Genomic DNA, 13,004 nt, shown 5'->3' on the forward strand with positions numbered 1-13,004 from the left:
ATTCTCCTTAAACAATTCCGGTGGTGTAGAAGACGCCGATGACAAACAGTACGGCCAGACTTTTAATGATGGTAATAGCGAAAATTCCGCCATACGCCTGACGATGACTAAGGCCGGTGATAGCCAATAAGGTAATGACCGCGCCGTTATGCGGTAGGGTGTCCATACCGCCGCTGGCCATAGATGCCACGCGGTGGAATACTTCAAGTGGGATATTGGCGGCATGTGCGGCAGCGATGAAAGTGTCAGACATGGCGGCAAGGGCAATACTCATCCCGCCAGACGCCGAACCGGTGATCCCGGCAAGCGTGGTAATGCTGATAGCCTCATTGAGCAGCGGGTCAGGAATAGCCGCCAGCGCTTTTGACAGCACGAGGAAGCCCGGCAGGGCGGCGATCACTGCGCCAAAACCGTACTCTGACGCGGTGTTCATCGCCGCGAGGATCGCGCCACCAACTGCCGTTCTGCTGCCTTCAGCCAGGCGACCTTTAATGTTGCGGTAGCCGAAGAGCACCACCAGCAGAATCCCAGAAATCAGCGCCGCTTCCACTGCCCAGATAGCGGTGATTTTACCGACTTCGGTGGTAATTGGTTTGGCAAGACCCGGAAGTTCAAGTTGATGCGTGGCGCCATACCACTGTGGGATCCAGCGGGTAAACAGCAGGTTAAATACCCCAACCAGGATCAGCGGAGAGATCGCGATGATCGGGTTCGGCAGATTAATGTTATCCGGCGTTTCCGGCTCGTTTAACAGTTCAGTGCCATAGCCTTCATTCTTTGCCTGCGCTTTACGACGCTGACGTTCGAGATAAACCAGACCGACGAAAATAATAAACAGCGAGCCTATCAGCCCCAGCCACGGCGCAGCCCAGGCGTTAGTCCCAAAGAAGCTGGTCGGAATAATGTTCTGGATCTGCGGCGTGCCTGGCAGAGCATCCATAGTGAAAGAGAATGCGCCCAGCGCAACGGTGGCCGGGATCAGGCGCTTAGGAATATTACTCTGGCGGAACAGCTCCGCCGCAAATGGATACACCGCAAACGCCACGACGAACAGCGAAACCCCGCCGTAGGTTAACAGCGCGCACACCAGCACGATCACCGGGATGGCGTGACGACGACCGAGGATGTTGATAGCGGCGGCAACAATGGAACGTGAAAATCCAGATAACTCGATTAACTTGCCAAACACTGCACCCAGCAAGAACACCGGGAAGTAAAGCTTCACAAAACCGACCATTTTTTCCATAAACAGGCCGGTGAAAGCGGGGCCGACGGCGCTGGGTTCAGTGAGTAATACAGCACCTAATGCCGCGATGGGGGCAAACAGAATGACGCTGTATCCGCGATAGGCTGCAAGCATCAGCAGGCCCAGCGCTGCCAGGGCGATTAATACACTCATCATGACTCCTTATTATTATATTGGGGTACAGAAAGAGACGTTATGGTTTCAGGGCAAAACGCAGTTGATGCTCTCTGCGTTGCTGGATGTACTCCTTGCGCGAATCATCCCAGCGATAAAATCCCTGACCGCTGCGTAAACCGGTATCACCGTTGGCTACCTTGTCAGCGACCAACGACATCATCTCGCTGCCGGTTGCCAGTTCCGGGAGCAGATGCCGACAAATATCCTGCACCGTAGAGAGTCCGGTCATATCTGCCGCTTCCAGCGGACCAACCATCGCATAGCGACGTCCGAGCGAGGCACGCATGACCTGATCCACCACCTCTGCGCTGGCGATGCCGCTTTTAACGATATGAAGCGCTTCACGAAGCAAAGCAAACTGCAGTCGATTGCCGACAAACCCTGGTGCGGCGCGATCGAGCACGACGGCTTCCAGTTGCATCGAGAGCAGCCACTGTTGCAGCTCACGCAGGTATTCCGCTTTGGTGGCGGTGCCGGGGACAATTTCGACCAGCGGAATAAAATGTGGCGGGTGCCAGAAATGGGCGATGAGCAGCCGCTCAGGATGGACGAGCTTTTCTGCCAGCGCATCCGGCGGCAGGCCGCTGGTATTACTGGCAATGACGGCCTCAGGCGCGATCAGATCTTCCAGTTGCGCATACAACGCGTGCTTGAGCTCGAGCCGCTCCGGGATCGCTTCAATCAGTAACCCGCACGCAGCAATCTCCGGTAGCGAAGTCGTACCGTGCAGACGACTCACAACCTGGTCTTTTTCGTCTACGGCAAACTGTTCGGCGGTAATCAGCTCATCCAGAATACCGCTGGCAACGGCGCTAATTTCTGCAATTCGGCTGCTATCGGTGTCATACAGCCAGACATCGTGACCATAACGGGCGAAGTGGGTGGCAATACCGACCCCCATTAACCCCGCCCCCAGAACGCAGACAGGCTTACTTTGCATGAGAGACCTCCTGCAAACGCTCTACCGCCAGCGCTACGCCCTGACCGCCGCCTACGCACAGCGTAGCCAGCCCTTTGGTCGCGTTACTGCGGGCCATTTCGTGCAACAGTGTCACCAGGATTCGGCAACCAGATGCGCCGATGGGATGGCCCAGCGCAATCGCGCCGCCATTTACGTTCACCCGGTCGCTGTCCCAGTTCAGGGATTCGCCAACCGCCAGCGCTTGTGCGGCAAAGGCTTCGTTGGCCTCAATGAGATCGACATCATTCAACGTCCAGCCCGCTCGCTTCAGGCACTGGAGTGACGCTTCTACCGGCCCAAGGCCCATAATGGCGGGATCGACACCAGAAACCGCGTAGCCTGTTACCCGGGCAAGCACTGGCAAATTGAGTTCTGCGGCTTTGCCGGCGCTCATCAACATCACCGCGGCGGCACCATCATTGATGGATGATGCATTTCCGGCGGTCACCGTGCCGTTTCCTGGCCGAAATGCTGGTTTAAGTTGCGCCAGCTTGTCGGCCTGAGTATCCGGGCGAGGCTGTTCGTCACGGTCCACCACACGTGGCGGCTTTTTGCCTTGTGGAACGCTAACCGGCGTGATTTCCGCGCTAAAACGACCCGCTTCAATGGCGGCAGCGGCTTTTTGCTGGGAGCGCAGGGCAAAAGCGTCCTGCTGCTCACGACTGATTACGAACTTATCCGCCAGATTTTCGGCAGTAATACCCATGTGATAGTCGTTGAACGCATCCCACAGGCCGTCATGGACCACGCTGTCTTTCATACTGGCATGACCCAGCCGCAGGCCGGCCCGCGCGCCGTCGAGAAAATAGGGCGCATTGCTCATGCTCTCCTGACCTCCGGCAATCACGATTTGCGCATCGCCACAGCGAATTGCCTGTACCGCCTGATGCACCGCCTTCAGGCCAGAACCGCACACCAGATTAATAGTTAACGCCGGTGTGGTTGACGGCAGTCCTGCGCGTAACGCCGTTTGTCTGGCCGGATTCTGGCCGCAGCCTGTCGTGAGCACCTGACCTAAAATCACTTCATCAATTTGTTCAGGCGCCACAGCCGTTTTTTCCAGCAGCGAACGGACAACCGCTGTACCTAACTCCACGGCGGAAAGTGGTGCCAGCGCACCATGAAAACTGCCAATCGGGGTGCGCGTTGCCGCGACAATTACAACATCCTGCATGGTCAGCTCCTCAGTTAAATTGCATTTCGGGGACAGTTTCGGGCACGATCAGCTTGCCGGCGGTTCTGGCGACGATTTCATCCACACTGATACCCGGGGCGCGTTCACGCAGAATGAACGCCCCGTCGGCAATTTCCAGCAGAGCCAGGTCGGTCAGCACGCGTTTGATGCAGGCCACGCCGGTCAACGGCAGGGTGCAGGCGGGAAGCAGTTTGGACTCACCGCTTTTGGAAGCATGGGTCATTACCACGATGATGTTGTCGGCTCCGGCAACCAGGTCCATCGCGCCGCCCATGCCTTTCACCATTTTCCCGGGGATCATCCATGAGGCGATATTGCCGTTAACATCGACTTCAAACGCACCGAGCACCGTCAGATCAACGTGGCCGCCGCGGATCATGGCGAAGGATTGCGCAGAGTCGAAAATCGCCGCGCCTTTGCGCGCCGTCACGGTCTGTTTCCCGGCGTTAATCATGTCGGCATCAATTTCGTCTTCTGTGGGAAACGGCCCCATACCCAGCAAACCATTCTCTGATTGCAGCATCACGTCCATGCCATCAGGGATATAATTTGCCACCAGAGTGGGAATGCCGATCCCAAGGTTGACGTAATAACCGTCGCGCAGCTCGCGGGCGACGCGCATCGCCATTTGTTCACGCGTTAACATGGTCAGGCTCCTTTCTGGCGCAGGGTGCGTTGTTCAATACGTTTTTCAAACTGCCCCTGAATAATGCGGTTAACGAAAATTCCTGGAGTGTGAATCGCTGCAGGGTCCAGTTCTCCGGGAGGGACAATCTCTTCGACTTCCACGACGGTAATGCGCCCGGCGGCGGCCATCAGCGGATTAAAGTTCTGTGCGGTGTGGCGATAGATGACGTTGCCGTACCAGTCGGCTTTCCAGCCTTTAACCAATGCAAAATCACCGGTTATCGCCTGTTCAAGGATGTAAGGGCGTCCGGCAAACTCGCGAACCTCTTTCCCTTCCGCCACGGGGGTTCCATATCCGGTCGCGGTAAAAAATGCCGGGATCCCTGCGCCGCCCGCGCGCAACTGCTCTGCCAGCGTACCCTGTGGCGTCAGGATGGCTTCCAGTTCGCCGCTAAGCACCTGCTTCTCAAACAGGGCGTTTTCCCCTACATAGGACGCGACCACTTTGCGCACCTGGCGCGTTTCCAGCAGTACGCCAAGGCCAAAGCCATCCACGCCACAGTTGTTTGATACAACGGTAAGTCCCTGTACTTCTCGACGGCGTACTTCGGTAATCAGGTTTTCAGGGATCCCACATAAACCAAAACCGCCCGCCAGCAGCGTCATGTTGTCGGTCAGTCCTTCCAGCGCCTCTTGATAAGTGGCAACACGTTTATCCAGTCCAGCCATACACTTGCCTCCCCAGTTGTCCTTGCCGACATCATTGGGGGTGAAAAATGATTTGTTAATTTTAAATTTGTGACTCACTCATTGGGTTTTTTTATCAATTTAATGTTAATTAAAGGTATTCAACAAGTTAAAGGAATGCGAAATGGGAATGAGCATCAAACAGTTACGCGCGTTTTTAGCGGTAGCTCACACTCTGAATTTTGCTCATGCCAGTGAAAGACTGAACATGTCGCAACCCGCATTAAGCCTGGCGATTAAAGGACTGGAAGATTCGCTGGGCGGGGCGTTACTGTTGAGAACCACCCGCAAAGTGACTCTGACGCAGGAGGGAGAAACGCTGCTGAATATGGGGAGACAGCTGCTGGCGGACTGGGAGAATACGGAAGAAGCCATGCGCCAACGCTTTACGCTGCAGCGTGGTAAAATCTCGATCGCCGCCATGCCCTCATTTGCCGCTAACGTCCTGCCATCGGTACTGAAAACGTTTCGTGATTCTTATTCCGGTATCAACGTAACGGTTCATGATGTGATCAATGAACACGTGATTGAAATGGTCAGTGAAGGGCGGGTCGAGATGGGCATAGCCTTCGAGCCGGACTATTCGGGACATCTGCATTTCACGCCGCTCGGCGTGGATCGTTTTATCGCGATTGTGCCGCCAACCTGTCGGCTGGCAGACAGGGATCGTATTGCATGGCGCGAACTGCTGACGCTGGATTTCATCACCTTGCAACGTCCGTCAGCCGTGCGGCTGATGCTGGAAGAACAACTGGTGCAAAGCGGACATACGCTGGAAGTAGCGCTGGAGAGCCATCAATTAGTAACCGTTGGCCGTCTGGTGGCTAACGGTCTGGGCGGTAGCGCCGTACCTGCACTATGCCGCACGCAAATGACAGAGTTAGGCGCAACCTGTATCGATCTGGATACTCCAGTGATCCAGCGTCGGATCGGGGTTTTGCGTTCGGCACATCATAAATTATCTACTGCTTCCGAGGTGCTGGTGGATTCACTGAAAAAGGCGTATCGCACCTGACTTTTCACTACGGCTCAGGTCATGTAACCGCCCGCCAGCAGCGAACGTCACATCCGGTATCACTTTTCAGTAATGCCTGTTTCTTCTCACAACCGCGGGTCGCTAACGGACATCTGTCACGAAAAAAACAGCCCTGTGGCAGGGTTCGATTCCCCGGGAGTTCTGTTTTCCGCAACACCAAATCTTCCGCCAGCGGCGCGCCCGTTTTAGGGACAGAGTCCAGCAATAATCGCGTGTAAGGATGGGCAGGTTGAGTGAGAACCCGCTGCGCATCGCCCAGCTCAACAATTTGCCCGAGGTACATCACCGCCACACGGTCGCTCATATGGCGGACCACCGACACGTTATGCGATATCAATACGTAGGTCAGATTTCTGCGCGCCTGAAGTGACACCAGAAGATTGAGAATTTGCGCCTGCACAGAGATATCCAGTGCTGAAGTGGGCTCATCGAGGACGATAACATCCGGTTCTGACGATAGTGCCCGGGCGATGGCGATACGCTGGCGTTGTCCACCGGAAAACGCATGCGGCAGACGGTCGAGATATTCCGGACGGATGCCTACCTGTTGGGCCAAATCTTCAGCAAGCATACGGCGCTCACGTTCCGGACTTCGTTTTTGGATCCATACCGGCTCAGTGATCGTGCGCCATACCGGTAAGCGAGGATCCAGCGATGAAAGAGGGTCCTGAAAGACCATTTGCATACCGTTATGCTGTTTATCACCACGGCGAGAATAGCTTCCCTGGCTGGGTTTCAGCATGCCCATCAGCAGTTGCGCCAGCGTACTTTTTCCACAACCGGATTCGCCAACAATCCCCAGCGTTTCACCCTGGCGAATCTGTAAATCCAGGCCGTTGAGCGCATGCACCCGTTCCGTAACCTTGCCAAGCCAGTTTTTACGCGCAGGAAAGTTGACATGAACATCCTGCAGCGCCAGTAAAAAATCAGACATGTGTTGTCTCCAGTTGTGGATACCAGCAGGCAGATTGTTGATCTACGCCTCCCTGACTACTTAACGCAGGCGTTTCTTCACAACGAGGACCAGCGGCAAAGCAGCGCTCACGAAATGCGCATCCGGCAGGTAAGCAGGTTAGGTTCGGTACGGTGCCGGGGATCGCAGGTAACAATGCGCGTGGTTCGCCGTGTTCCGGCGCGCATTTCAGCAAGCCGATGGAATAGGGATGAGTCGGACGTTGAATAACGGTTTGCGTCGGGCCACTCTCAATCACGCTCCCGGCATACATGACGTACAACCGGTCGCATAACTGTGAAACCACCGCCATATCATGGCTGATAAATAACACGGCTGTTCCGCTGGCCCGTGCTTTTAACTTCAGCAAACGCAGCACCTGCAGTTGCACCGTGACGTCCAGCGCGGTGGTCGGTTCATCGGCAATAATAAGCTCCGGCTCGCACGAAAAGGCCAGCGCAATCATCACGCGCTGGCGCATCCCGCCGGAAAGCTCAAACGGAAATCGTTTCATGACCTCCGGCGCGTCCGGGATTTGCATCTCTTCGAGTAGAGCGACGGCTTTCTGGCGGGCATCCGTGCGGCTTAACGCCTGGTGATGGCGGATCACCTCCACCATTTGCTGGCCGATACGCCGGGTCGGATTCAGTGCCGTCATGGGCTCCTGAAAGATCATCGCGACGCGTGCGCCGCGCCATTGACGCATTTGTTTCTCACTGGCGTTGAGCACATCTTCACCCAGCAGTGAAACGCGGCCCTGGTGAATACGATAGCTTCCCTCCGGAAGCAGACGCATGGTGAGCATGGCGGTCACGGACTTACCGGAACCGGATTCACCCACCACACCAACGATTTCTCCGCGGTTGATGTGCAGTGATACATGGTTCAGCGCATGCACATCAGCTTTATAGCCGGGGAAACTCAGATGTAAATCTTCGATTTCCAGTACGGGTTGTGTCATGACTGTTTTCCTCCGGCTTTCGGATCAAGCAGATCGCGAATACCATCGCCAAAGAGATTAAAGCCCACGGCGGTAATCAGAATGGCCGCGCCGGGAAAAGCACAATACCACCACTGATCAAGCACATAATTGCGGCCAATTGCGACCATCGCGCCCCACTCAGCGCTGGGTTGCTGCGCACCCAGACCGATAAACCCGAGCGTGGCAGCCATCAGGATCGCACTGCCGATATCCAGCGATGCCTGCACAATGAGTGGCGGCAGAGAATTGCGTAAAATGTGCCAGCTAATCAGATGCCAGCGTGAAGCGCCGTAGGTCCGGGCAGCCTGTACATAGCTAAACTGGCGCACCACTAACGTCTGACCGCGGGCGAGGCGCACATAGAAAGGGATACGGACGATGGCAATCGCCAGCATGGCGTTAAACAGGCTGGGGCCCAGCGCGGCGGCCAACGCCATCGTCAGCACCAGCGAAGGAATGGACAGCATAATGTCCATCATCCGCATAATTATCGCGTCGGCGCGCCCGCCCATGACACCCGACAAGCAGCCCAGCAGTGATCCCAATCCCCCGGCGATACCCACCACCACCAGACCCGCAACGACCGACTGCTGACTTCCTACCAGAACGCGGCTGAACAGATCGCGGCCAACTTCATCGGTACCAAACCAGTGAGCGGCTGACGGGGGCAGCAGGCGCGCACTCAAATTGATGGCATTAGGATCGTGTGGCGTTATCCACGGCGACAGCACCATCAGCAGCAGTATCAATACGATGATGACCCCGCCAACCAGCGTCAGCGGGCTACTTTTCATCATCCAGAACAGTTTGGCCCAGTCCGTGCGGCGGCGTGCTGTCTGAGGGGCGGTCGGCGTTTCTTGTGTGAGCATCATTCAGCACCTCCACGTCCAATTCGAGGATCTATCCACAAATAGAGCAAATCCACCACCAGGTTGACCAGCACATAGGCGAACGAGACCACCACGGCAAATCCCATTACCGCCGGGAAATCGAGCGCCTGAATTGAGGTCACCACCCAAGCGCCCATACCTGGCCAGGCAAAGACCGTTTCGGTCAATACCGCACCGTAGAGCAGATCGCCCAGCGCCAGGCCGAGGACGGTGATTGATGGGATGAGAGCGTTAGGCAATGCATAGCACAGCACGATGTACCAGCCCGGTAACCCGCTGGCGCGGGCGGTACGTATGTAATCTTCACTCAGTTGCTCCAGCATGGCGGAACGAATCTGGCGGGCAACGATCCCAAGATGTACAAAAGCCAGTGTCAGCGACGGCAAAATCAGGTGCTGAAGCGCATTGAAAAAGACTTCGCCGTTGCCTTCCAGTAGTGCATCAATCAGGTAGAACCCGGTGACGTGAGCAGGTGGATCCAGCCAGTCGTCTAAACGTCCACCGCCGGGTAAAATTTGCAGATGACCGTAAAACAGCACGATAACCCCCAGCCCCAGCCAGAATGCAGGCGTGGAGATACCGGTAATTGCCATTAGCCGAACAAGGTGATCAAGCCAGCGGTTACGCCAGACCGCAGATAAAATACCCAGCGGGATACCTATCACCAGCGCCAGCAACAAAGAGCAGAAAGCCAGCTCAAGGGTAGCGGGGAAGAAAATGCGCAGTTCATCCAGTACCGGACGCCCGGTGCGAATGGAGGTGCCTAAATCGCCGTGAAAAATGTCGCTGACATAGCGAAAAAACTGGACATACAGCGGTTGATTCAGCCCCAGCTGTTGGCGAATATTTTCGACAATTTCATCGCTGGCGCGGTCGCCCGCCAGCAGCCGTGCGGGGTCGCCAGGTATCAGATGTGAAATAATAAAGGTGATTACGCAAACACCGATAACCACCAGAATAAGTCCCCAGCATCGCTGGCGCAAAATACTCCAGAACGTCATTAGCTTCCCCTTGCGGAGCCAGAGCGGCTCCGCGTAAACGTGGCTTATTTACTCATGGTGGAGATATTGAAGACCTGTTCCAGCATGGGGTTGAATACAAATCCTTTGACGTCTTTGTTCATCGCCAACTGATAGTTTTTCTGGAATAAATAGACGTAGGCCGCTTCATCAATCACGATGGTTTGCGCCTGCTGGTAGTCATTGGTTCTGGCCACCTGATCGGTCGTAGCCAGCGCGCTACGTAGCAGCTTATCGACCTCACTGTTTTCATAGAACGAACGGTTACCCGGCAAGCCTTTCTTATCTGACTCAAACCAGTAGTTCATAAACATGTACGGGTCGGCAAAATCCGGACTCCAGTTGCCAATGGCAATGTCGTAATCGCCTTTGCCCACGCGGTCACGCATGGTGGCGTTCGCCAGTTTTTCCAGCTTCACCTTAATGCCCAGTTTGCCAAGGCTTGCCTGGGTAGCAAGCGCGATAGGTTCCCAGTTTGGATCATTATCTGAGTACAGGAAGCTCAGGCTTTCAGGTTTGGTGGCAACTTTGTCCCACGCTGCTTTGGCTTTGGCTTCATCGAAGCTGTACTGCATGGCCTTATCGTCAAAACCCCACATGCCTTCGGGGATTGGGCCACGCATTTGCTTTCCATTGCCGCTCAGGATCCCGTTGACCATGCCTTTATAATCGGTGGCCCACGAGATAGCGCGGCGTAAATCCACCTGATTGAGCGGGGCCTTACTGTTGTTGAGATACAGATAAGTCACGCGCAATGAGGGATAATCCGCCACGTTCACTTTGCCTTCCTGTTTTAAAGCAGCAAGCTGGTCAACAGGAAGCGCATCGGCAATGTCGATATCGCCACGGGACAGTTGCAGGCGACGAGAGGCGCTTTCACCAATGATTTTGACTGAGACGCGCTTAAACGTCGGTTTTGTACCTGCATAATGCGGGTTAGGCACCAGCACCAGTTGTTGTCCCTTTTGCCAACTCTTCAGCATGAAGGGACCAGAGCCTGCCGTGTTCTGTGCCAGGAATCCGCGGGCATCGTCTGCGGCATGCTCTTTTAAGATGGCCGGGTTAATGATTGAGGCACCGTCATTTGCCAGCGTATACAGAAACGGAGCAAACGGCTGGCTGAGGGTAAACTTCACCGTGGTGTTATCAATGGCCTCAACCTTCAGATCTTTCGGGAAAGCCTCCGCAGGTCCCTGACCAATCTTGAGCAAACGTTCGAAGGATTGCTTTACCGCATCAGCCGTCACCGGTGTTCCGTCGGCGAATTTGGCATCGTTTTTCAGGGTAAACGTCCACTCTTTCTGGTCGTCCGAGGCTTTCCAGCCGCTGGCTAAATCGCCTTCAACTTCCGTGGAACCTTTACCACCATCTGTTTTGTACTGAACCAACCGCTGGTAAGAGGGATAGGTGACCGTCCAGTCATTGTTATCTATGGTCACAGCGGGATCGAGCGTCTGCGGATCGGCGGCTTTACCAATCACTAACATATCTTTGGGAACAGCAGCCTGCGCGGCGGGCAGGGCTACCGCTAACGCAACGGCTATCAGAGCGGGGCGGAAAAAAGCGTTTAACGCAGGTGTAGTCTTCATAACCAGGCTCCAGAATTAAAGGGGATGTTGTGTTGTTATAGACGTGACAGTGTAACAATCTATTTGATCGTCAAGCAGCGGGTAACGGGCGGCATCAGGTAATTCAAAATGCCACCATTCGCTGTTAATACCGACAAAACCACCACCAAACATAATGGCATTGAGCAGCAGGCGGTTACGCTGCGCTGCCGGAGGAACAGACGGATGCCAGGCATGGGAACGGTCGTGCATTTCATCAAAACCGGCCCCCATATCTAGGAGATGGCCGCGATCGTCCATCAACGTGACGTCAATTGCCGTACCCCGACTGTGATTGGAACCAATCGCAACATCGACAACATATTGCGGGTCGGGACAGGCATTCCACAGTATCGCCTGCGCCTGCTGGGGGCGATACGCGTCGTACACCACCAGCGACAAGCCCGCCAGTTGCGCAATGCTGATGCATTTTGCCAGCGCGGTTACCGCCTCGGTGTGCAACAGGCAACGCGCTTCCCTGTAGATAGGTGCGCCGGTAATGTTGTCGGCAGTAGCGTATTTAAGATCGATATGCAGCGACGGAAATATCACCGACAGATCGACCAGTTCTGGGAGTTCTGACATAGCACGTTTCCTGTTTATTGTTCGAATTGACCAAATTGTTGTTGTAACTGGCGATTAGTTTGCAGGCGTCCTGCGAGGGCGTCACCCAGTTGCGCCACCACCGCAGAAAGTAATAAGTTGAACAGACAGCTCACCGGTGCCAGTGAGTCCCAGAAATGTCCGGTGTCGGTTTTTACCTGAAGCAAATCAATGGAATAATCCCTGGCCCATGGGCACCACACATCGGTAATTAGCGCCAGCGGAATGCAGCGTTCAGTGGCGACACGGCAATATTGTCGCGAAATAGCGGAGTAGGCGCGCATATCGGTAATAACCACGTAAGGCTGGCTGAATCCCGAGTTCAGCGACTCTACCCAACTGCCGGAAAGGCCTTCGGAGTAGCTGACTTTAGGTCGCAGATATTCCAGGTGACTAAAAAAGGCGTTAGCGATCCCGCGTGTGGACTGGATCCCGAGGATGTACACGGCTTCCGCATGCGCCAACTGCTGTGCAATGCGTAGAAACGTCTCACCCTGAGCAAGTTGGTAGACGTGGGTAATGGCGTCGATTTCCAGTAACAGCGACTGGTGCGCCCGATCTGGCAGGCTTTGTTGCTGGTGCCAGGAATCCAGTCGTTCATTCATTCCCCAGGGCTGATACGGAACTACAGGCAGCTCGCGCAGACTGGCTTTTGCATCCTCCAGGTTACGAAAGCCCAGTTTACGCAGATAACGTCCGACGGTAATGCCGCTGGTTCCGGTTGCTTTCGCGATGCCATCCGCGGTTTCAAATGGGATCTGCACAGCATGGGCTAACAGCCACCCAGCCACGCGCTTTTCGCTGGGCGTCAGCTGGCTAAAGGTTTGCTCTATGCGGGTAAATAACTCTGGTTTGGCTGTCATTACCTTCTCGCTGTTAGTTGTCTGTCAGATTCCGTATCTCTGTTAGCGAATTAACAATGCACGACGCGTGCCATGTCAGTAACAGCAGCATGCTGGCTG

General features: G+C 55.1%; 13 protein-coding genes. 1 reads left to right on the top strand and 12 read right to left on the bottom strand.

The window, feature by feature from the left end:
- Window positions 1-7: 7 nt before the first annotated feature.
- From SK39_RS00120 to SK39_RS00140, 5 genes are read right to left on the bottom strand one after another with little or no spacing between them, the layout of a single operon-like run.
- Window positions 8-1,402, bottom strand: coding sequence for a GntP family permease (locus SK39_RS00120; protein ID WP_196491835.1), 1,395 nt, complete (start codon window positions 1,400-1,402; stop codon window positions 8-10).
- Between the two features lie 37 nt (window positions 1,403-1,439).
- Entirely contained in the window at window positions 1,440-2,363 is a 924-nt protein-coding gene (locus SK39_RS00125; protein ID WP_048216465.1) for a 3-hydroxyacyl-CoA dehydrogenase family protein, read from the bottom strand.
- The gene (locus SK39_RS00130) at window positions 2,353-3,558 is read right to left on the bottom strand and encodes an acetyl-CoA C-acetyltransferase (protein WP_032935735.1); all 1,206 of its coding nucleotides are present in this window, start codon (window positions 3,556-3,558) and stop codon (window positions 2,353-2,355) included. The genes SK39_RS00125 and SK39_RS00130 overlap by 11 nt, the downstream gene beginning before the upstream one ends.
- 10 nt (window positions 3,559-3,568) lie before the next feature.
- On the bottom strand, window positions 3,569-4,225 hold the full coding sequence (locus tag SK39_RS00135; protein ID WP_003020022.1) for a CoA transferase subunit B: 657 nt from the start codon (window positions 4,223-4,225) through the stop codon (window positions 3,569-3,571).
- 2 nt (window positions 4,226-4,227) lie between these two features.
- Window positions 4,228-4,935 (bottom strand): CoA transferase subunit A, encoded by a 708-nt coding sequence (locus SK39_RS00140; protein WP_003020020.1) that lies wholly within the window; start codon window positions 4,933-4,935, stop codon window positions 4,228-4,230.
- Window positions 4,936-5,077: 142 nt separating this feature from the next.
- On the opposite strand from SK39_RS00140, the gene SK39_RS00145 reads away from it, so the two are divergent.
- The gene (locus SK39_RS00145; protein WP_003020016.1) at window positions 5,078-5,968 is read left to right on the top strand and encodes a LysR family transcriptional regulator; all 891 of its coding nucleotides are present in this window, start codon (window positions 5,078-5,080) and stop codon (window positions 5,966-5,968) included.
- A gap of 19 nt (window positions 5,969-5,987) precedes the next feature.
- On the opposite strand, the gene SK39_RS00150 is transcribed toward SK39_RS00145, so the two are convergent.
- Genes SK39_RS00150 through SK39_RS00180 form a run of 7 tightly spaced genes read right to left on the bottom strand, consistent with a single transcriptional unit; the run spans window position 5,988 to window position 12,905 of the window.
- Entirely contained in the window at window positions 5,988-6,923 is a 936-nt protein-coding gene (locus SK39_RS00150) for an ABC transporter ATP-binding protein (protein WP_048216466.1), read from the bottom strand.
- Window positions 6,916-7,902, bottom strand: coding sequence for an ABC transporter ATP-binding protein (locus SK39_RS00155; protein ID WP_003836252.1), 987 nt, complete (start codon window positions 7,900-7,902; stop codon window positions 6,916-6,918). Before SK39_RS00155 ends, SK39_RS00150 begins: the two co-directional genes overlap by 8 nt.
- On the bottom strand, window positions 7,899-8,795 hold the full coding sequence (gene ddpC / locus SK39_RS00160; RefSeq protein ID WP_003020010.1) for a D,D-dipeptide ABC transporter permease: 897 nt from the start codon (window positions 8,793-8,795) through the stop codon (window positions 7,899-7,901). Before ddpC ends, SK39_RS00155 begins: the two co-directional genes overlap by 4 nt.
- The gene (locus SK39_RS00165) at window positions 8,792-9,814 is read right to left on the bottom strand and encodes an ABC transporter permease (RefSeq protein ID WP_032935738.1); all 1,023 of its coding nucleotides are present in this window, start codon (window positions 9,812-9,814) and stop codon (window positions 8,792-8,794) included. The genes ddpC and SK39_RS00165 overlap by 4 nt, the downstream gene beginning before the upstream one ends.
- A 44-nt stretch (window positions 9,815-9,858) precedes the next feature.
- The gene (locus SK39_RS00170; RefSeq protein WP_003843680.1) at window positions 9,859-11,421 is read right to left on the bottom strand and encodes an ABC transporter substrate-binding protein; all 1,563 of its coding nucleotides are present in this window, start codon (window positions 11,419-11,421) and stop codon (window positions 9,859-9,861) included.
- A 15-nt stretch (window positions 11,422-11,436) separates the two neighbouring features.
- Window positions 11,437-12,024, bottom strand: coding sequence for a D-alanyl-D-alanine dipeptidase (gene ddpX, locus SK39_RS00175; protein WP_032935741.1), 588 nt, complete (start codon window positions 12,022-12,024; stop codon window positions 11,437-11,439).
- Between the two features lie 14 nt (window positions 12,025-12,038).
- Window positions 12,039-12,905 carry a MurR/RpiR family transcriptional regulator gene (locus tag SK39_RS00180; protein ID WP_003020002.1) on the bottom strand — a complete coding sequence of 289 codons (867 nt, stop codon included), beginning with the start codon at window positions 12,903-12,905 and terminating at the stop codon, window positions 12,039-12,041.
- Window positions 12,906-13,004: the final 99 nt, after the last annotated feature.

The organism is Citrobacter sp. BIDMC107 (genome assembly GCF_001037575.1).
Taxonomy (GTDB): Bacteria; Pseudomonadota; Gammaproteobacteria; order Enterobacterales; family Enterobacteriaceae; genus Citrobacter; species Citrobacter freundii.

Coding starts and splice junctions, on each gene's coding strand:
- SK39_RS00125 (WP_048216465.1), bottom strand. CDS start 2,363: ATGCAAAGTAAGCCTGTCTGCGTTCTGGGGGCGGGGTTAATGGGGGTC.
- SK39_RS00145 (WP_003020016.1), top strand. CDS start 5,078: ATGGGAATGAGCATCAAACAGTTACGCGCGTTTTTAGCGGTAGCTCAC.
- SK39_RS00170 (WP_003843680.1), bottom strand. CDS start 11,421: ATGAAGACTACACCTGCGTTAAACGCTTTTTTCCGCCCCGCTCTGATA.
- SK39_RS00180 (WP_003020002.1), bottom strand. CDS start 12,905: ATGACAGCCAAACCAGAGTTATTTACCCGCATAGAGCAAACCTTTAGC.
- SK39_RS00150 (WP_048216466.1), bottom strand. CDS start 6,923: ATGTCTGATTTTTTACTGGCGCTGCAGGATGTTCATGTCAACTTTCCT.
- SK39_RS00155 (WP_003836252.1), bottom strand. CDS start 7,902: ATGACACAACCCGTACTGGAAATCGAAGATTTACATCTGAGTTTCCCC.
- SK39_RS00165 (WP_032935738.1), bottom strand. CDS start 9,814: ATGACGTTCTGGAGTATTTTGCGCCAGCGATGCTGGGGACTTATTCTG.
- SK39_RS00120 (WP_196491835.1), bottom strand. CDS start 1,402: ATGATGAGTGTATTAATCGCCCTGGCAGCGCTGGGCCTGCTGATGCTT.
- SK39_RS00140 (WP_003020020.1), bottom strand. CDS start 4,935: ATGGCTGGACTGGATAAACGTGTTGCCACTTATCAAGAGGCGCTGGAA.
- ddpX (WP_032935741.1), bottom strand. CDS start 12,024: ATGTCAGAACTCCCAGAACTGGTCGATCTGTCGGTGATATTTCCGTCG.
- SK39_RS00130 (WP_032935735.1), bottom strand. CDS start 3,558: ATGCAGGATGTTGTAATTGTCGCGGCAACGCGCACCCCGATTGGCAGT.
- SK39_RS00135 (WP_003020022.1), bottom strand. CDS start 4,225: ATGTTAACGCGTGAACAAATGGCGATGCGCGTCGCCCGCGAGCTGCGC.
- ddpC (WP_003020010.1), bottom strand. CDS start 8,795: ATGATGCTCACACAAGAAACGCCGACCGCCCCTCAGACAGCACGCCGC.